Source organism: Chromatiaceae bacterium (genome assembly GCA_016714645.1).
Lineage (GTDB): Bacteria > Pseudomonadota > Gammaproteobacteria > Chromatiales > Chromatiaceae > M0108.
This window is the reverse complement of record JADKCI010000012.1, coordinates 1-17,216: the sequence shown is the minus strand read 5'-3', so window position 1 is coordinate 17,216 and position 17,216 is coordinate 1. Positions and strand designations below refer to the sequence as shown.

Genomic DNA, 17,216 nt, shown 5'->3' with positions numbered 1-17,216 from the left:
GAAGCGTCGAAAAACTTGAGGAGGTGGCCGTGGCTAACTTGACAACCAGCGTGCGGCGCTCCGTGAAGGCCATGTACTGGCTGGAGGAGTCCGACTCTGCAGCGGTCGAGTTGGCGATCCGTCAGGCGAAGGCGCTCGATGACATTCAGCGGCTCGGCGACGAGGAGCTGACGGCCAAGGCCGTCGGCAAGATCGGCCCGCACCTGCTGACCACGCTGAAGTCGCTGGGCGGTACGCCGGCCGAGCGCAAGGCGCTGGGTGGGGAACGTCAGACGAAGTCCCGCCTTGCTGAGATTCGCGCACTGCGGTCCTCGTGACGGTCGGCTCCGAGCAGCCGCGCCTATTCACCCCGCCGCGTGGCGTGCTCACCCCCAAGACGACGGCAGGATTTGAAGCGATCGCATTCGCCGAGGACGTGCTCGGGGTGACGCTGATCCCCTGGCAGCGGTGGCTGTTCCAGCACATGCTGGAACTGAACCCCGACGGCACGTTCCGATTCCGTACTGTGCTGGTGCAAGTAGCGCGGCAGAACGGCAAGAGCACGTTTGCGCAGGTGTTGAGCCTGTGGCGCATGTTCGTTGACCGGGCTGGCCTGGTGATCGGCACCGCGCAGAACTTGGACGTGGCCGAGGAGGTCTGGACCGGCGCGGTTGACATGGCCGAGGGCTGTGCCGAACTGGCTGGCGAGATCGCCGCGGTTGACCGGACCAACGGCAAGAAGGCGCTACGCCTGGAGACTGGCGAACGCTACAAGGTCGCCGCCGCATCACGCCGCGGTGGTCGTGGTCTGTCCGGTGATCTGGTGCTGCTGGACGAGATCCGCGAGCATCAGACGTGGGACGCATGGGCCGCTGTCACTAAGACGACGATGGCTCGGCCGAAGCCGCAGATCGTGGCACTGTCGAACGCGGGCGATGACCAGTCGGTGGTTCTGAACCACCTGCGGGAGTTGGGGGAGAAGTCGCTCGACGGCACCGATGGCGACTTCGGGTTCTTCGAATGGTCGGCCGAGCCTGACTGTGACTTGGATGACCAGCGGCAGTGGGCGTTGGCGAACCCGAGTCTCGGGTTCACGATCACCGAGCAGGCGATCATGTCGGCGCTCGGCACTGACCCCGAGTGGATTTTCCGCACCGAGGTGATGTGTCAGCGGGTGAGTCAACGCTCCGAGCAGGTGGTACCCATGTGGCGCTGGGTTCCGCTTGGCGGTGACGCCACGATCGCCGGTGATGCCCCGCTGGCGTTGTTCGTGGATGTGGCCCTTGACCGTTCGGTGTCGTGGGTGGGTCTGGCTGCCCGCAACGGCAGCAACGTCGCGCAGGTGGAGATCGCCGCGTCCGGTCCCGGCACCGACTGGGTTACCGAGTGGGTCGACGGTGTGCTGGACCGCCGCGACGTGCTCGCGGTGGGTGCGCGTTCCGCTGGCCCGGTGGCATCCCTGCTGCCGGAGTTGGCGCAGACGTGCGAGGACCATGAGCGCCCGTTCGTGAAGATGGGCAGCGGCGATTTCGCTGGTGCCTGCGGTACGTTCTTCGACTTCGTGGCCGCCGGTTCGCTGGCTCACCGCTCGGATTCCCGCATCGACTCCGCTCTGGCCGCGGCCCGCCGTCACAAGATCGTGGACGCGTGGTCGTGGGAGCGGACGAACGTGGATGTGGACGCCGCCCCGCTGGTGGCCGTGACCGGGGCGCTGGCCCTGCTGCTGCGCCATGAGCGTGACGGACTTGATTACGACGTTCTCGATTCGATTCTGTGAGGTGGCCGACGTGCTGACGACTGCGCTGGAGGTCACCGGAGTGCTAGCCATGCTCGCCGCCGCTGTGCTGTGGTCCCCGTTGGCCGGCCTGTTCCTGCTTGGGGTGTTCCTCGTGGTTGCTTCGTTCCTGATTGAGCGGCGGCGCGCATGAGTCTGCTATTCAAGCGAACTGGCGACGTTTCCGGCCTTGCCTCGCTGATCCCTTCCCGACTTCCGACGAATGCGAAGGTTGTCACCCGCGATTCGTCGCTGCAGTCGAGCGCGAAGTGGGCGTGCTTGCGCCTGCGTGCTGACCTGATCTCGACCACCCCGGTTGACGTGTTCCGTCGCACGGGCGGGGGTCCGCTGGTGAACGTGTCCACACCCTCAGTGCTCAGTGAGCCTGACGGCGTGATCGACGTGACTGAGTGGCTGTACTCCAGCCAGTTCGACCTTGACGATGTGGGCAACTCGTTCGGCTACATCCGCGCGTTCGACGGTTCCGGTCTGCCGTCGCTGGTGGATCTGCTGCCCGTCGATGAGGTGACGGTGCGCGTCACGTCCGGTGTTGTCTCCTACTGGGTGAACGGTGAGGAGATCCCCACGTCGCGGATCTGGCATGAGCGGCAGTTCACTACGTCGGGCAGCCCGGTGGGTCTGTCACCGACCGCGTACGCCGCTCTGAGCATGTCCGCGAACCTGAGCGCCGCCGAGTTCGCCGCCTCGTGGTTCGCCGGTCACGGTGTGCCGGCCGCCCATCTTCGCAACACGGGCAAGGTGCTGAACGCCACAGAGGCGACAGCGGTCAAGTCGAAGTTTCTGGACACGATCGCCACTGGCGACGTGTTCGTCACCGGCTCTGATTGGGAGTACAACGCGCTCGGCGCGAAGGCGTCCGAGTCGGCGTTCCTTGAGACGATCAAGGCGACCGCCCCCGACGTGTGCCGTTTCTACGGTGTGCCCGGCGACATGGTGGACGTGGAGTCCTCAACCGGGAACGTCACCTACGCGAATGTGACGCAGCGCAACCTGCAGCTCCTCATTCTGAATCTTGGCCCGGCGTTCACCCGCCGTGAGCGTACATTCAGCCGCCGCCTGACGCCTCGCGGGCAAGAGGTCAAGTTCAACACTGACGCGATCCTTCGCATGGACCCGGCCGCCCGCATAACGCAGATGGGCGCGGAGATCGACCGCCGCCTGCTGACTGTCACCGAGGGCCGTGTGCTGCTGAACCGTAAGCCGCTGACCCCTGAGGACGAGGCCGAGTTCGCCCGTCTGTTCCCGACCCGAGCCGTGCAAGGGAGTACGAATGCTTGACGATTTCACCCCGGCCGCGAAGCGAGCCGCCGGTCTGCGCAGCATCACACAGCGCCCCTCCGAGCGCCGCAGCGCCCCCGATGGTGGCCGCGGTGTGGTCCGCGCCCCGCTGTCGTCCCCGCTGCAGGTGCGCGAGGCTGGCGAGTCCGGCCTGCTCACGTTCGTCGGTGTGGCGAGTGTGACCGAGCGCGCCTACCCGATGTGGGACATGTTCGGCGAATACTCCGAGGTGATCGATGCCGCGGCGTTCGATGACACGTTGGCCCGCAACGACCTCGACGTGACCCTGGTGCTCGGGCATGACCAGATGCGCCGCATCGCCCGTACCACGTTGGGCACGCTGCGCCTGGCCGCTGGCGAGGACGGCCTGGCCGTGGACGCCGACCTTGATCCCGCTGACCCGGATGTGGCCTACGCCGCGCCGAAGTTGCGCAGCGGGCTGTACGACGAGATGAGTTTCGCGTTCCGCATCGAGTCGGGCCAGTGGTCACCGGACTACACCGAGTACCGCATCACCCGCGTTGACCTTCACCGCGGCGATGTGTCCATCGTCGGCTGGGGTGCGAACCCGTACACGACCGGCGGGCTGCGTTCCGTGCAGCGTGCCACCTTCGCGCAGCACCAGGCCGCGCACCTTGATCTGGCGATCGCCACCGGCTGATCGCCACGCAGTACCTGACTCGCACGAGATGGCACTCCGTCCCCGATTGGGCACGCAGACTGCGCACCGTCCGCTGGCAGGCGATAACACCAACCCCTTCCAACGAAAGGAAGCCGTCATGACTTATGACGACTTGATCCAGAGCGCCGAGAGCGCCCTGCGGTCTGCTATCGCCGAGCGTGATGCCCGGCAGTCCACCCTGATGAAGATGCGTTCCGACGTGGCCGCCGGCACGGAGATCCCCGCCGAGGAGATCCCCACCGCCATCGCCGCCCGTGACGAGGCTTCGGCCGCCGTTCAGCGCGCCGAGGATGCCCTCGCCACACTGCGTGCGGAGAAGGCCGAGGATGACCACATCGCCGAGCTGCGTACGCAGATCGTTGATGAGCAGCCCCGCCGTTCGTACGATCAGGTTGCCCGTGTGGGTCGTGAGGAGCGGACCTACCGCCCCGACGCCGACCCCGATGGCACCGAGTTCCTGCGGGACTTCGTTTCCGGTGCCGTGTTCGGCGACTTCGGTGCCCAGCAGCGCCTCGGCCGTCACATGGACGAGGAGCGCACCGAGCGCGGCGAGATCCGCGCGAACGTGCCCAGCGCGAACTTCGGCAGCCTGGTCGTTCCGGCGTACCTGACCGACCTGTACGCGCCGAAGGCACGGGCGAACCGCCCGCTGGCAGACGCGATGCGTAAGCACCCGCTGCCTGCGACCGGCAACACCATCGAGATTGCGAAGATCACGACCGGCACCACCACCGCTGTCCGCAGCGATGAGACGTCGGCCGTTTCTGAGACGAACATCGATGACACGTCGTTCAGCGTGAATGTGCTTGAGGTGGCCGGTGCCCAGTCGCTGTCCCGCAAGTCCGTCATGCGCGGCACGGGCATCGACAGTGTGGTGCTGGAGGATCTGTTCAGCGCCTACAACACCACCGTCGATTCCACCATCATCAACCAGGCCACCACCGGCCTGGACGCGGTGGCGACGCAGGTTGCCTACACCGACAGCAGCCCGACCGCTGCGGAGTTGTACCCGAAGTTGCTCGCCGCCGGTGCTGCCGTGGAGGCCGCGCTACTGGATCAGGATCCGAACGGGACCGCGTTCATCATGCACTCGCGTCGTTGGGCGTGGATCCAGTCGCAACTGTCGTCCACCTTCCCGCTGATCGCGCAGCCGGTTAACGCCGGTCTGAACGTCGCAGGCGTGGCGAACAACTCCGGCTACGGCTCCGGCCCGCGCGGCTATCTGCCGAACGGTGCCCCGGTATTTGTCGACAACAACATCGCGACGAACGTCGATGTGGGTGGTGCAACCACCCACGACAAGATCTTCGTGGTGTCGCTGCCTGAGTGCCATCTGTGGGAAGACCCCAGTGCGCCGATGATGATCCGGACCGATACCGGCCCGAGCATGAAGAGCAACGCTGTCGACATTGTAATTTTCGGCTTCATGGCCTACACGTTCCTTCGTCAGGCTCACGTTCAGGCCATTTACGGAACCGGGACTGTGGCACCTACGTTCTAGCCCCCCTTCTGCGTGCCCGGTCAGGTCAGCCTCTCCCTGGCCGGGCACGCAACCCCCCATCCCCATGCATGAAAGAAGGTCTTCGCGATGGCCGATGAAGGCGCACTCCAGCCGTACAAGAACGGGCATTGCACGTTCAATATCGGCCTGATGAACCTGTACTGGAACACGGGCACCGAGAACATCTACACCTCTGACCCGCTCGACGCCGATGGTGTCCCGCTGGCCGACGAAGCCCTCGCCGCTGTGACTGTCGCTGCGGGTGACACGGTGGGCACCGACACCCCGTACTTCACGTTCGGCGAGGGTCCGGTTCCGGTCGTGCTGACCACCTCTGAGGACTACGTCGTCTACGCCGGTAGCCCCGAGTTCCGCGTCGAGGGCAACGTCATCGAGGTGCATCCGACCCCGGCGCAGATCGACCGCGCCGCGACCCCGTATGCAGACCCGTTCTACGCCCCCGCAACGCCCGCGCCGATCACCGGAGAGCAGGGCACCGACGACACGACGATCCTCGCCGCGGTGGTTTCCGCGCTGAACATGCTCGGGCTTGTCGATGACCAGACGACGGTGGCCGAATGAGCGCCGCTGAGAAGCGCGCCGGTTACGTGGCCGCCCTGAAAGAGGAGCGGGAAGGCTACGTCAAGCGTGGCCTGGCCGACCGCGTTGCCCAGGTGGATGCCGAACTGGCCCGGTTCGATGCCGCCCCGAAGAAGCGCACCGCCGCCAAGAAGACCACGACCGAGGGGTAGACCATGCCGATCCCCGTTGAGGCTGGCCTGCTGACGGTCACCGACCTGGAGAACCACCTACACCGGGCGATCGCCACCAAGGACGACGACAGTGCCCTGGCGGCCGTGCTGTTCGCTGTCGCCTGCGTTACCGACGTGGTCGGCTTCGACGTCATGGGCGACGAGTACACGGTCACCGAGTCTGACCAGGCGCTCGCCAAGGGCATCGCGGTACGCATCGCGGCGCAGGCGTTCACGAACCCCGAAGACCGGGCGCAGTACAGCGGCCCCGAGGGACTGTCGTACACGGCCAGTCCGCAGATGCTCAGCAAGATCATGAGCGAGGCTGACCGTCGCACGCTGGTCAGCATCCAGTTGCGCTACGCGCCCGGGTTCGCCTGATGGCCAGCAACGTCATCGGCATGAAGTCCGTTGAACGTGCGCTCGACGGACTCAGCGCCGCCGCATCGGACATCAGCCCGACGTTCGACACGCTGGGCGCGAAGTTCGATGCCCGCCAGGATTCGGTGTTCGACACGAACGGGTGGGGCAGGTGGGCACCGCGTGCTCCGTCCACGATCAGGGAAGGCGTCTCGCCGCTGGTGCAGACCGGTATTATGCGTGAAGGTATCTCGGGTCGCAGGCCGATCTGGCAGCGCAAGCAGGGCGCCGCGTTCGGCGCCCCCAAGTCGGATCGCCGCGTCTGGAATGTGGCGATCCTCAACACGGTCGGCCACGGCAGCACCCCACCGCGGATCTCGGTGCCTCCGCTGCGCGCCGCCGAGAGACGCGAATGGGTCGACGTGGTCCGCGACCACCTGGGCGAGGCACTGCGATGAAGGGCCACGAATACATTCGTGAGGCGATCCGCACCTACCTTGAGGTAGCCGTGCCGCCGCGCCTGGCCGCGCATCTGGCCGGCAACGGTCTGACTTCCCCTGACCCGGCGGGGGTCGCGTTCCTGCTGGCTGACGGTCTGCAGGACATCACCGACTTCCCGGCTGTGGTTGTGCGTTCCACCGATTCCGGCGACGAACGTCAGGTGACCACCGACACCTGGTGGTTCGCCTACGACATCGAGGTCATCGTCGCCTGCGACCACCGGGTGCATGGTGACGCCGAGGGTGCCAGCAAGGACCGCGATCGGCTCCTGCTGGCGGTGCGTGAGTGCATCTATCGCGCGTCCGGTCTGACCGACGACATCGACATCAGCCCGAAGGGTCGACCGGAGGCCACGGGCGCGGCGTCGGAGACTCGCGCCGGGGTTCCGCTGGCCGCGGGGACGTTGAAGTTCCGCGCCCGTGTCACCGAGACCCTGACCGATCTTGACCCGCCCGAGGACATCGACGCCGTCGACCAGTCCGTGACCGTGTTCGACGCTTCCCAGCCGATCCCGTAACTCAAACCCCTTGAAGGAGCGCGCCCGTGTCGCGTGTGTCTGTCAGCGTGCCCGCCACGCCCGAACCTGTACCGGCCGCCGAGCCGGTGAAGCCCGCCCGCAAGAAGGAGACAGCCAATGGCTGACCGCATCACTATCACCACCGGCACGGTTGCTGGGCTGACTGCACCGGCTGGCCCTCGCGCCGCCCGGTTCATCGTCGCCGGGCAGACGCAGTTCGGCCCGACCGACGCGCCGCGCATCGTACGTAACCTGCGCGACTACGCGAACACTTACGGTGCCCGTTCCGGTGGCGTGGACATGTACGACGCCGCGGAGACGTTCTTCAACTGTGGCGGGTCCGAGCTGGTCGTGCAGCGTGCGTTCGGCCCGTCTGCCGTCAACGCGACCATCGTGCTCGACACGAACAAGATCACGGTTACGAGCAAGGCGCCGGGCAGTTACTACAACGCCTGGACCGCCGCCTACACAAGCGCAAGCAAGACGCTGACCATCGTCAAGGGCAGCAAGACGGTGGCCTATGTCGGCACCGACGCCGCCAGCCTGCAGGCCGCTGCGAGCATCGACCCTGACGTGACGGTGACTGTGGCCTCGTTGCCTTCGGGCAACGTGAGCGCCACCGCGCTCGCAACGGGTGCTGACGATTACGCGAATGTGGTCTGGGCCACGGTGCTCGCTAGGGTTGGCCCGGCGGCCGGTCCTGGCGCTGTCGCGGTTCCTGGCGTGAACGGGGCTGCTGCTGCGCTGCACGCGCACGCCGCGTCGTTCCGCCGTCTGGCGTTGCTCACTCCCGTGCAGACCGACGCCGCCGCGACGGTGATCACCGCGCAGGGCAGCATCACCGCCGCGAACCAGTCCTACGCCACGTTTGTGTATCCGTGGGTTAAGGTGCCTGACGGCGCAGGCGGGCTGAAGGTCGTCGACGGCGTGTCCTTTGCTGCTGGTCTGCGTGCCGTGACCATGCGCACGTTCGGTGTGGGAGATTCCCCGCTGCGACGCGCCGCGCACCAGTTGGCCCGTGGCGCTGCCGCGACCCCGCTGACCGAGGTTGATGACACCACGCATACGTCTCTGCTGGCTGCTGGTGTGGCAACGATTCGCAGCCTGCCGTCCGCGGTGGGTCTGGACGTGTGGGCGACTGCTGCCGGCGTGGGTGGCAACACCAAATTGCAGGAGGCCATCTTCCGCGACATGGTGAACGCCATCGCGGACGAGTGTGCCCGCGCGCTGGATCAGTTCATCGGCCGGGCCGCGAAGCCTGCCGTGTTGACTGAGGCGCAGGGCGTGCTGGCCGGTGTGCTGGAGAACTACCGGCCGTGGCTGGTGGACAACGGCATCACCGACCCCGGCTACAAGGTGGCCGTCAGTGCCGGTTCGGACGTGTCCGACAACCGCATCACCGCCGTCGTCAGCGTCCGGTTCTCCGAGGAGATCGGTTTCGTCGACTTCACCGTAAACGTCGCTTCTGCCGACCAGACCATCTGAAAGTGAGTTGACGAAATGCCACTGCTGACACAGCACAAGGTCTCCGTGAAGGTGACCAACACGACCACCCCGATCCCGGTCATCGATTGGGACAAGTTCACCGGCGGCGACGTGACGCACAGCATCACCCGCGTGCGCCGTTCCGCTGGCGCCGCCAAGGAGGTGCTGGCCGGCGACTACGAGGTGGACAACATCACCGTGGAGGCTTTTATCGACCCGGCCGCGCACGCCAACTTCCTGTCGGACCTGAAGGCGGGTGCGACGTTCGACGGCACCACCATCCAGGTCGTCGCCATCGACAACGCCGGGGTGAGCGTCGGCAAGCCGCTGCAGTGGTTCAACTGCCGGGTCGCCAAGTTCACCCCGCCGGCCGCTGACGCCAACGGCGAGGAAGCCGCCAAACTCGTCATCGAGTGGGCTGTGGGTTCCTGATGGCGTCCCTGCTGGAGCGTGCCCGTGAACGGGCAGCGGCTCGCCGGAAGCGGCAGTTGACGATCACCCTGGACGGTCTCGGCATCGAGTTGATGTGCGATGTCCCGACCGATCTGGGCCAGGTGGAGAAGATGCAGGCCGCGGCCAAGTCGATCGACAAGGGCAAGGCGCGGGGCGCGAACTTCTCCCGCGCCCTGGTCGCCAACCAGACCCGCGAGATCCGCATCGACGGTGAACTGTTGATGGTGGACGGCGAACCGGTGGTGTTCCGTGACCCCGAACTGCAGCGCGAGTTGGGGGTGCCGGACGCAAAGTCTGCGGTGGTCGAGTTGATCGGCGCGGACGGCGACATTCTGGAGGTAGCCACCGAGCTGATGGTCGAGGCGGGGTTCGCCGACGACGGTGACCCTACCTAAGCCTGCATGACGAGAGGGTCGTGCAGGCCGCGGTCAGTTACGGGCTGCTGTTCAACGTCGACCCGATGGCCTTCCTTGACCGTCCCGAGCAGGATCTGCCGGTCCTGCTGTCCATCCTTGACATCGGCCACGGCCGGGTGAGACGAGCGCAGGAGGAGACCGCCAATGGCCAGCGCCGGTGACCGCCTGCAGATCGTGATCGGGGCGAAGGACGAACTGTCCGCGCAGCTACGCGGGACCCGCAAAGAGTTGACGAATCTGGGCCGCACGGCCAACGACATGCAGCGCCGCATGGAGGCCGGGGAGCAGGGGCTGCAGAACGAGTACGAGCAGACCCGCCGCAGCATGGACACGACCCGGCGCAAGTTGGGCGAGTTGCAGCAGCAGCAGCGGGACAACAACCGCGAGTTCAAGCGGATGACCGACGAGGGTCACACCGCCTCGATGCGGCTGACACGTTCCTTCGACAAGGTGAGCAAGCAGCTCGGCCTGACCGAGGGCAAGGCTGCCACGTTGCGCCGCGGGCTGGAGCGACTGGACGACAACGCCGACAACTTCGGCCGCAGGTGGTCTGCCGCATTCGGCAAGGCTGACCGCAGCATGGACAGGACCCGCAGGTCGGGCGGCGTGATGGCCGCAGGCTGGGGCAAGGTGGCCGGCGCTGCCGCGGTGGTGACGGGCGCGGTGATGGCCACCTCCAGCGCGTTCAACGTGCTGTCAGGCTCGATCGAGGAGGCCAGGGGCGCACGTAAGGCAGCCGCGCAGACGGCTGCTGTGATGCGTTCCATGGGTCGTACCGAGGCACCTGCCGCCGTTGACCGGATGGTGAACCGGCTGGAGAAGATGTCTGGCATCGACGGCGACAACCTACGCGAGATGACCAACATCATGTTCACGTTCGGCAACGTGACCGGTAAGACGTTCACGACTGCCAACGAACTGGCGCTCGACCTGTCGGTGGCGTTCGGCAAGGACTTGAGTTCGTCGGCCGTGATGGTCGGCAAGGCGTTGAATAATCCGGCGAAGGGGTTGACCGCGCTGAGCCGCATCGGCGTGTCGTTCACCACGCAGCAGACCGAGCAGGTCAAGGCGATGATGGAGGTCGGCGACATCGCCGGCGCCCAGAAGATCATCCTTGCTGAATTGTCCAAGCAGGTGTCCGGCAGCGCGGCCGCTCAGGCTGACAGCATCAGCAAGACATCCGTGGCGTGGGGCAACCTGAAGGAGGCTGTGGGCGATGTGCTGCTTGACACGTCCACCGGCATCGGACTGACCAAGGGGCTGCAAGACGCGACGAAGTGGATCAAGCAGCATAAGAAGGACATCATCAGTGTGCTGCAGGGCATCATGTCCGTCGTATTCAAATTGATCAGTGTCTTCTTGAAATGGCAGTCGGTGGTCATCGGCGTGCTGGGCTACGTGGTGGGCGCGTTCGCCAAGGTGCTTTCGTGGGCGGCGCTGCTGGACCCCAGCCTGCAGGGTGTCGCCGATGGCGCGAACAGCCTGGCCAAAGGCTTCGGCGACGCCTCGGATGCCGCGAACAGGTCGTCCACATACTTCGACAGTTTGAGCACGAAGGCTGGCGACGCGTCGCGCAAGACGAAGCAACTGGCCGACGCGCTGCGCGACGTGGACAGCCCCAAGAAGATCCGCTTCGTCATTGAGACGGTGGTGCAAGGCTTCACCGGCCTGGGGGTCGGCGCCCCGGTTGACGGTGCGCTCGCCGCTGGCGGTCCGGTCCTGGCCGGCAACACGTACCTGGTCGGTGAGATCGGCCCTGAACTGTTTGTGTCCAGCACGGGCGCTACGTCCGTAGTGGGCGCCGATGGCCCTGAGATCCGCGACTTCCACACGTCCGGCACGATCATCCCGAATGTGGCTGTGAGCGCGTATGTGGCCGCTTCGCGTGAGCCTGCGATGGCCGCCGCACCTTCGGGCGGCGTTCAGATCGGGGAGCTGCATGTGCATGACCGTTTCGATGCCCGCCGCGAGTTCGAGGCGATGATGGCGCGGCAGCGGCGTATCGCAGCGGAGCGTTCCTGATGGCAGGGCAGGCGCAGTTGCGCTGCGCCGCGCTGAACATTGTGCTGATCCTGCCGTGGTGGCCCACGGACGTGTCGCGCACCCTGTCGGCGCGGAACGTCAGTGAACTGGAGCGGGCCGACAAGCGGGCGCTGGCCGTGCCGACGACGCTGACCGCCGACGACTACAGCCTCGGCTACACGCTGCGCACCACACGCCACCGTGACGCCTCGTTCGGGGGTATCAACGTCACCGAGCACATCGCGGACCTGGAGCGAGTTTCGCGCAGCAAAGCCCCGGTGCAGTTGCTGCTCGGCGACAACGCCGAGGGGTTGTTCCGGGTGGAGGCGCCGACGTTGACGATCCTGGAATGGGATGGCAACACCGACCGGCCGAGTGTGGTGGACGTGTCGTTGACGTTGAAGCGGGCCAGTGACGCCGAGGTGAACGTGGGTCTGGTGAAGCGCATCAAGGGCCGCGGCCGGGGTTTCGGGGCTACGCGCTGATGACTATCACGGACCGCACTGTGCGTGGGTCGATGACAGACGCCTCCCGCACTGTTGTTGACGGCGTGCAACTGGCGTCGGGCATGTATCTGGCTGACATCACCGACGCGATCGGTGTGACCAGGTGGGACTTCCGGGTGGGTGCGGTGTCGGAGTTCAGTTTCCCGGCGGTGGACCGCAACCGGCAGTTGAGCAAACGTGGTCTGCTGCGCGAGGGTGTCACGTTGCGCTGGGACGGCCAGGTGTGGCAGATCGCCGCCGTGGAACGCGACTACAAGGGCGAAGACATCTGGCTGAACTTCACGGCCCGGTCACGGTTGGCGCGACGCCTGCGCAACATGACGGGGAAGCGTTCGGCGGAGAAGTCCACGCCGCAGGCGTTCATCGGTGCGGCGGTGAAGAAGGCCGGCGGGCTGGCGTTGGTGGAGCCGGGCGCGGGGTCGATGCGGATCGTGCAGAAACGCGACGAGTCGGTGTTGGATGTGATCGCCAGTATCGCCAGCGATACGGGTGTGGAGTGGGTGGAGCACGGCAACACGTTCTTCGTGGGCACGCCGTGGTGGGCGTTTCAGGGTAACACGAACCTGCCGACGTGGTCGGTGCGCACCGATGGCAGGGAGTCGGGGTTCGGCCGGTCGCTGTCGATGTTGAGTTTGAGCAGCCGCAGCAGCCTGGATGATCGCCGGAACGCCGCCGAGGCGTCGATGACGGTTGAGGCCGCCACCGGGTCGCAGGTGCGGCCGTGGCATCGGGTGGACGTTTCGCGCGCCGACGCTGAGGACAACGGCATCTGGCTGGTGTCGGATGTGACGTTCGACGAGACGGCCGGCAGTGCCGACCTGTCGCTGCAGCGGCCTTTGAAGTCGTCGCCGAAGAAGGCCAGCCAGGGAACATCGAAGGTGGACGGTGTCGGCGACGGGGGCGACCTGTCGTCACTGGACGGCGAGTGGATTCAGGGTGCCGATAAGGTGTGGCCGCGCTGCACCCGCACGCCGCGGCAATACGTGGCCTGGGCGCGGTCGCAGGTGGGTCAAGGCTTCGGCTACAACCAGTGTCTGGCGTGGGTGTCGATCGCTGTGAGCGGCACGCAGGGCAGGGGCGGCTACTACGCCCGTTACGTCTGGGAGAAGGCGCCCTCGTCTGCGGTGAAGTCCGCAGGCGACACGAACCCGCCGATCGGCGCGATCGTCGTGTGGAGTGCCCCGACCGGTGGTGGGGCCGGGCATATCGGCATCAGTGTGGGCGGTGGACGGTTCATCAGCGCCACCGGCGGCCGGGTCGTTGAGTTGGGCATCGCGGGTTTCGGCTCGTACTACGGCGCGATGACCCCGTCCTTCTATGTCTGAGAGGGCGCCATGTACCGCGGCAAGGTGACGAAGGTCGACGCCAAGGGTGTCTATGTGCAGACTGCCGACTTCGGCGTGATCGGCCCGTGCCAGGCGGTCGTCGCGAACTACGCGGCCGGGGACATGGTGCTGCTGTCCGATGTGGGCAGCGACGCGATGCCGGATCTGGTCGTGGTGGGCAGGTTGACCGGCAAGGGTTCGGCGGTGCCAGGCGCATCCACGGATAACACGGTGGCCCGTTTCGACGGCACCGGCGGGGCGCAGAACGCGGGGGCCCCCGACTCCCCCCGGGTCGAACGGAGCACCCGCATGGCCCACCACGGCGGGGGGCCGGTGCAGACGTGCCACGGGCCGCGTGACGATCGACAACGTCGGCTCCACCGCGGGCATTGAACTGGGCAGCGGCGGTCCGACGATCACCAGCGGCACCGGCGCGCCCACGCACTCCGCGCCCAACGGCAGCACCTATCACCGCACCGACGGCACCGCCAGCACCACCCTGTACGTCCGCGCCGCGGGCGCCTGGTCGGCACTGAGTTGACCGCACCCCCACATCTGGAAGGGTCCGCATGATCGTCGTCAGTGTGAGTGCCGCCGCATCGTCGCCAGCGCGCCCCGCCTCCGCGCAACCCCGCATGCGGCTGTTCGCGCACCCGCTGCGACTGGACAACGCCGGCGCCATCGCCACCGTCGAGCAGGGCAGCGCCGTGCACGCCCAGCAGCTGACCATCGCCATCGTGTCTACCCATCTGGGTGAGCGCGCCCTGGCGCCGGACTTCGGCATCTTCGACCCGACAGCGGTGGGCACGTCGCAGGCCGAGATCGCGGCGGCCGTGGATCTGTGCGAGCCGGACCTGACGGTGACGGGTGCGCAGATCAGCCAGGCCAACGGCCGGCAGAACGTCAGCGTGACAGTCGCGTGGGACCTATCAGGAGAGGACATCTAAGACATGGCCTTTGACGTTTCCGCGATCGGCGCACCGCTGGACGAACGGTATCCGCAGGAGATTGCCACGGCAGCCGTCGAGGCGTTGCAGGCGTTGCTGCCGGACTGGCTGCCGCGCAACGCCAGCCCCGAACTGATCTACATCGAGGCGCTCAGCCTCGCCGTCGCGGAGATCGTCAACGCCGGTAACGCGACGATCGCCGCGGTGGAGGAGGACATTCTTAGCCGCTTCTACCAGGTGGCACGCCGACCCGGTTCGGCATCATCGGGCCAGATCACGGTCACGTTCGACTCGACGGTGACCACGACCATCCCGGCGGGGACCGGGTTCGCGCTGGCCGACTACGGCGTCGAGGTGGCGACCACCGCCGACGTGACGGTGACCGCCGCATCCACTGTGGTGCTGGATGTGTCCACCACGGAGGCGACGACGCTGGTCAACGGTGTCGGGGCGGGCGCGGCGATCGACGTGCTCGACGTGATCCCCAACATCCTCAGTGTCGCCGTGACGGGTGCGTTCGCCGGTGGCGCCGACCCCGAGGACGATGTGGCCTACACCGCGCGCGCCCGTAACCGGCTGGCGCGGGTCACGAACAGCCTCGTCGTCGCCGACCATTTCACCGCGTACGTGCTGGAGGACGGCCGCGCGGTCAACGCGTTGTGCATCCCGGCGTGGGATGGGGCCAGTACCGCCACGATCGGCACCGACGCCGGCGATGTGACCGTGGTGACCTACGGCCGGGGTGGCACGCTGAGCGCCGGTGACAAGACGGACCTGGCCGCGGCGATGCAGGCGATCACCTACGCGGGGGCCACGGTGCATGTCACCGATGCCGCGGTGACCACGGTGACCGTGACGACGACGATCGCACCGGCACCCGGCTACAGCGCCGCCGAGGCGCAGGCCGCCGCCGGTGACGCGGTGCGGGCGTTCCTCAACCCCGAGACGTGGACGATCGGCGAGGATGTGATCGTCGGGGCGCTGCAGGCCGCGATCACCGACACCCCGGCCGTCGACTACATCGTGAGCATGTCCGCCCCGAGCGGCACCACCACGATCGCCGCTGATGCGGTCGCCCAGTACGGCACGATCACGGTGAGTACCTGATGCCAATCCCGGTTCCGGTTCCCACCCCGACGCCCGCCGCGACGGTCGTGTCGCCGCTCGGCGGCACCGCCTGGGGATATCTGCCCGGGTATGTCCGCTCATCCGATGACGGCACGCTGCGCGGGCTGCTGGACGCGCTGGGTGCGCCGGTGGCCGCGGCCACCACGGTGCTGCAGGACCCGTCGTTCACCGCCGATGAGACGGTGACGCCGTTCACGCGGCTGGCCTGGCTGGCGGCGATGGCCGGCGTGGATCTGACCGGGGTCGCCAACGACCGTCGCCGCGCCGTCATCGGCGACCCGTCGTGGCGGTTCCGGGGATGCCTGGACGCGATCCGCAAGCGGGTCGGGGAGACGCTGACCGGCGCCCGGTCGGTGGAGATCGTCACCAACTACGGCGGCGACCCGGACGCCATCAGCGTGACCACGTTCGCGTCGCAAACCCCGGATGCGACCGCCACCGCCGCGGCGATCCGTGCTGAGGTTCCGGCGTGGATGGCGGCCACGATCGTCACGAATGCCGCCGGCCAGTCGTACTCGAACATGGCCGCCGACTATGCCACCTACGCCGACATGACCGCCACATCGAAGTCTTACGGCACGCTCTCGCAGGAGGTCTGATGGGCTACACCACATCCACCGTCCACGGCATCGAGGTGCCGAACAGTTCCGAGGCCAACGATGTGCCGGAGGACATCGGCAAGGTGGTGACCGCGCTGGAGTCCGGTTCGCTGGTGAAACGGCTCACGGGTGCGGCGATCGCCGCGCTGACCGCGCCGCAGAAACCGGCCGGGCTGGTCGTATACAACACCACGGCCAACACGCTGCAGGTCAGCGACGGCACCAACTTCCGCGACGTTCCTTCCTTCGGGTCGTCCGGCGCCTGGACGGCGTGGACGCCGACGCTGGGCCAGGGCGGCACCGTGACCTGGGATGCGGGTGCTTCGCGTGCCCGTTACCTGCAGGTCGGCAAGTTGGTGACGGCGTACTGCGAGTTGAAGGTGACCGGGTCGGGTGTCGCCGGTCAGCCGATCACTGTGAGTCTGCCCGCCGTCGCCGCCGCGATCGGCGCGGGCGGTGGGACGTTCTACTGTTTCGACCCCGGCGTGGCCCATTGGGTGGGGGCGGCGAATGTGGCCGCCACCACCTACTGCGCGCTGTACCGCGACGGTGCCACCGACAAGTTCGGTGTTGCTGGGCCGACTCTCGGCGCCGCCGACGTGGTGAGCATGTCCGTCACCTACGAGATCGCCTAACCCACCTTCACCTTTGAGGAGCACCTGTGGCCCGCAACATGTACGGCGCAACGTCGGCCGACTTCACTCTGACTTCCGGTGGCCGGGTGGTGCCCGGTTCGGTGCTGACGATCTGGTCGGCGCGCACCGGCGGCATCCAGATCACCGATCTGCTCGACGTGGACTCGGTGGCCTGCACGACGGTCACGTCCGCGGCCGACGGGTCGGTCGTCTACTACGGGCCGGACGCGGACAAGGACACCCACTGGGCGCAGGCGTCGCAGGGTAGCCGGATCGCCATCCGGCCGGTGAACATCACCGGCGAGACGGGTGCCACACCCGCTCTCACCGTCGGC

The 17,216-nt window shown here is 67.0% G+C and carries 25 protein-coding genes; all 25 read left to right on the top strand.

Features of this window, described 5'->3' with window-relative positions:
* The first annotated feature begins 29 nt into the window (after positions 1-29).
* A complete protein-coding gene (locus IPN92_21075; protein ID MBK8640636.1) occupies positions 30-317 on the top strand; it encodes a hypothetical protein in 288 nt (95 codons plus the stop codon).
* Positions 314-1,756, top strand: coding sequence for a terminase (locus tag IPN92_21070; protein ID MBK8640635.1), 1,443 nt, complete (start codon positions 314-316; stop codon positions 1,754-1,756). Before IPN92_21075 ends, IPN92_21070 begins: the two co-directional genes overlap by 4 nt.
* Position 1,757: 1 nt before the next feature.
* Positions 1,758-1,907 (top strand): hypothetical protein, encoded by a 150-nt coding sequence (locus tag IPN92_21065; GenBank protein ID MBK8640634.1) that lies wholly within the window; start codon positions 1,758-1,760, stop codon positions 1,905-1,907.
* Positions 1,904-3,052, top strand: coding sequence for a phage portal protein (locus tag IPN92_21060; protein MBK8640633.1), 1,149 nt, complete (start codon positions 1,904-1,906; stop codon positions 3,050-3,052). Before IPN92_21065 ends, IPN92_21060 begins: the two co-directional genes overlap by 4 nt.
* Positions 3,045-3,713 (top strand): HK97 family phage prohead protease, encoded by a 669-nt coding sequence (locus tag IPN92_21055; GenBank protein ID MBK8640632.1) that lies wholly within the window; start codon positions 3,045-3,047, stop codon positions 3,711-3,713. Before IPN92_21060 ends, IPN92_21055 begins: the two co-directional genes overlap by 8 nt.
* Before the next feature lie 118 nt (positions 3,714-3,831).
* Positions 3,832-5,235: a hypothetical protein gene (locus IPN92_21050; protein MBK8640631.1), complete on the top strand. Its 1,404-nt coding sequence runs from the start codon at positions 3,832-3,834 to the stop codon at positions 5,233-5,235.
* 87 nt (positions 5,236-5,322) lie between these two features.
* Positions 5,323-5,817, top strand: a complete 495-nt coding sequence (locus IPN92_21045) for a hypothetical protein (GenBank protein MBK8640630.1) — start codon at positions 5,323-5,325, stop codon at positions 5,815-5,817.
* On the top strand, positions 5,814-5,987 hold the full coding sequence (locus IPN92_21040) for a hypothetical protein (GenBank protein ID MBK8640629.1): 174 nt from the start codon (positions 5,814-5,816) through the stop codon (positions 5,985-5,987). Before IPN92_21045 ends, IPN92_21040 begins: the two co-directional genes overlap by 4 nt.
* 3 nt (positions 5,988-5,990) lie before the next feature.
* On the top strand, positions 5,991-6,368 hold the full coding sequence (locus IPN92_21035; GenBank protein ID MBK8640628.1) for a hypothetical protein: 378 nt from the start codon (positions 5,991-5,993) through the stop codon (positions 6,366-6,368).
* The gene (locus IPN92_21030) at positions 6,368-6,805 is read left to right on the top strand and encodes a hypothetical protein (protein MBK8640627.1); all 438 of its coding nucleotides are present in this window, start codon (positions 6,368-6,370) and stop codon (positions 6,803-6,805) included. Before IPN92_21035 ends, IPN92_21030 begins: the two co-directional genes overlap by 1 nt.
* Positions 6,802-7,365: a hypothetical protein gene (locus IPN92_21025; protein MBK8640626.1), complete on the top strand. Its 564-nt coding sequence runs from the start codon at positions 6,802-6,804 to the stop codon at positions 7,363-7,365. Before IPN92_21030 ends, IPN92_21025 begins: the two co-directional genes overlap by 4 nt.
* Before the next feature lie 117 nt (positions 7,366-7,482).
* Complete coding sequence (locus tag IPN92_21020; GenBank protein MBK8640625.1) at positions 7,483-8,850, top strand: hypothetical protein; 1,368 nt, start codon at positions 7,483-7,485, stop codon at positions 8,848-8,850.
* 15 nt (positions 8,851-8,865) lie between these two features.
* Positions 8,866-9,282, top strand: a complete 417-nt coding sequence (locus IPN92_21015; GenBank protein MBK8640624.1) for a hypothetical protein — start codon at positions 8,866-8,868, stop codon at positions 9,280-9,282.
* 56 nt (positions 9,283-9,338) lie between these two features.
* Complete coding sequence (locus tag IPN92_21010; GenBank protein MBK8640623.1) at positions 9,339-9,698, top strand: hypothetical protein; 360 nt, start codon at positions 9,339-9,341, stop codon at positions 9,696-9,698.
* Positions 9,699-9,718: 20 nt separating this feature from the next.
* A complete protein-coding gene (locus tag IPN92_21005; protein MBK8640622.1) occupies positions 9,719-9,880 on the top strand; it encodes a hypothetical protein in 162 nt (53 codons plus the stop codon).
* Positions 9,864-11,741, top strand: coding sequence for a hypothetical protein (locus IPN92_21000; GenBank protein MBK8640621.1), 1,878 nt, complete (start codon positions 9,864-9,866; stop codon positions 11,739-11,741). Before IPN92_21005 ends, IPN92_21000 begins: the two co-directional genes overlap by 17 nt.
* Positions 11,741-12,226: a hypothetical protein gene (locus IPN92_20995; protein ID MBK8640620.1), complete on the top strand. Its 486-nt coding sequence runs from the start codon at positions 11,741-11,743 to the stop codon at positions 12,224-12,226. Before IPN92_21000 ends, IPN92_20995 begins: the two co-directional genes overlap by 1 nt.
* Positions 12,226-13,572 (top strand): CHAP domain-containing protein, encoded by a 1,347-nt coding sequence (locus IPN92_20990; GenBank protein ID MBK8640619.1) that lies wholly within the window; start codon positions 12,226-12,228, stop codon positions 13,570-13,572. The genes IPN92_20995 and IPN92_20990 overlap by 1 nt, the downstream gene beginning before the upstream one ends.
* A 9-nt stretch (positions 13,573-13,581) precedes the next feature.
* Positions 13,582-13,965, top strand: coding sequence for a hypothetical protein (locus tag IPN92_20985; GenBank protein MBK8640618.1), 384 nt, complete (start codon positions 13,582-13,584; stop codon positions 13,963-13,965).
* Positions 13,928-14,113, top strand: a complete 186-nt coding sequence (locus IPN92_20980; GenBank protein MBK8640617.1) for a hypothetical protein — start codon at positions 13,928-13,930, stop codon at positions 14,111-14,113. The genes IPN92_20985 and IPN92_20980 overlap by 38 nt, the downstream gene beginning before the upstream one ends.
* Positions 14,114-14,141: 28 nt before the next feature.
* Positions 14,142-14,519 carry a hypothetical protein gene (locus tag IPN92_20975; GenBank protein MBK8640616.1) on the top strand — a complete coding sequence of 126 codons (378 nt, stop codon included), beginning with the start codon at positions 14,142-14,144 and terminating at the stop codon, positions 14,517-14,519.
* A 3-nt stretch (positions 14,520-14,522) separates the two neighbouring features.
* Positions 14,523-15,626 (top strand): baseplate J/gp47 family protein, encoded by a 1,104-nt coding sequence (locus IPN92_20970; protein MBK8640615.1) that lies wholly within the window; start codon positions 14,523-14,525, stop codon positions 15,624-15,626.
* Positions 15,626-16,246 carry a hypothetical protein gene (locus IPN92_20965; GenBank protein ID MBK8640614.1) on the top strand — a complete coding sequence of 207 codons (621 nt, stop codon included), beginning with the start codon at positions 15,626-15,628 and terminating at the stop codon, positions 16,244-16,246. The genes IPN92_20970 and IPN92_20965 overlap by 1 nt, the downstream gene beginning before the upstream one ends.
* Positions 16,246-16,881, top strand: coding sequence for a hypothetical protein (locus IPN92_20960; GenBank protein ID MBK8640613.1), 636 nt, complete (start codon positions 16,246-16,248; stop codon positions 16,879-16,881). Before IPN92_20965 ends, IPN92_20960 begins: the two co-directional genes overlap by 1 nt.
* Before the next feature lie 26 nt (positions 16,882-16,907).
* Positions 16,908-17,216 (top strand): hypothetical protein (locus IPN92_20955; GenBank protein MBK8640612.1); only part of this gene is annotated, 309 nt, incomplete at its 3' end.

What these genes read in the sequence shown, in the direction of transcription:
- IPN92_21055 (MBK8640632.1), top strand. Translation starts at nt 3,045, where the DNA reads ATGCTTGACGATTTCACCCCGGCCGCGAAGCGAGCCGCCGGTCTGCGC.
- IPN92_21050 (MBK8640631.1), top strand. Translation starts at nt 3,832, where the DNA reads ATGACTTATGACGACTTGATCCAGAGCGCCGAGAGCGCCCTGCGGTCT.
- IPN92_20970 (MBK8640615.1), top strand. Translation starts at nt 14,523, where the DNA reads ATGGCCTTTGACGTTTCCGCGATCGGCGCACCGCTGGACGAACGGTAT.
- IPN92_21015 (MBK8640624.1), top strand. Translation starts at nt 8,866, where the DNA reads ATGCCACTGCTGACACAGCACAAGGTCTCCGTGAAGGTGACCAACACG.
- IPN92_21025 (MBK8640626.1), top strand. Translation starts at nt 6,802, where the DNA reads ATGAAGGGCCACGAATACATTCGTGAGGCGATCCGCACCTACCTTGAG.
- IPN92_20975 (MBK8640616.1), top strand. Translation starts at nt 14,142, where the DNA reads ATGATCGTCGTCAGTGTGAGTGCCGCCGCATCGTCGCCAGCGCGCCCC.
- IPN92_20990 (MBK8640619.1), top strand. Translation starts at nt 12,226, where the DNA reads ATGACTATCACGGACCGCACTGTGCGTGGGTCGATGACAGACGCCTCC.
- IPN92_21020 (MBK8640625.1), top strand. Translation starts at nt 7,483, where the DNA reads ATGGCTGACCGCATCACTATCACCACCGGCACGGTTGCTGGGCTGACT.
- IPN92_21040 (MBK8640629.1), top strand. Translation starts at nt 5,814, where the DNA reads ATGAGCGCCGCTGAGAAGCGCGCCGGTTACGTGGCCGCCCTGAAAGAG.
- IPN92_21045 (MBK8640630.1), top strand. Translation starts at nt 5,323, where the DNA reads ATGGCCGATGAAGGCGCACTCCAGCCGTACAAGAACGGGCATTGCACG.
- IPN92_20985 (MBK8640618.1), top strand. Translation starts at nt 13,582, where the DNA reads ATGTACCGCGGCAAGGTGACGAAGGTCGACGCCAAGGGTGTCTATGTG.
- IPN92_20995 (MBK8640620.1), top strand. Translation starts at nt 11,741, where the DNA reads ATGGCAGGGCAGGCGCAGTTGCGCTGCGCCGCGCTGAACATTGTGCTG.
- IPN92_20960 (MBK8640613.1), top strand. Translation starts at nt 16,246, where the DNA reads ATGGGCTACACCACATCCACCGTCCACGGCATCGAGGTGCCGAACAGT.
- IPN92_21030 (MBK8640627.1), top strand. Translation starts at nt 6,368, where the DNA reads ATGGCCAGCAACGTCATCGGCATGAAGTCCGTTGAACGTGCGCTCGAC.
- IPN92_21000 (MBK8640621.1), top strand. Translation starts at nt 9,864, where the DNA reads ATGGCCAGCGCCGGTGACCGCCTGCAGATCGTGATCGGGGCGAAGGAC.
- IPN92_21035 (MBK8640628.1), top strand. Translation starts at nt 5,991, where the DNA reads ATGCCGATCCCCGTTGAGGCTGGCCTGCTGACGGTCACCGACCTGGAG.
- IPN92_21060 (MBK8640633.1), top strand. Translation starts at nt 1,904, where the DNA reads ATGAGTCTGCTATTCAAGCGAACTGGCGACGTTTCCGGCCTTGCCTCG.
- IPN92_20965 (MBK8640614.1), top strand. Translation starts at nt 15,626, where the DNA reads ATGCCAATCCCGGTTCCGGTTCCCACCCCGACGCCCGCCGCGACGGTC.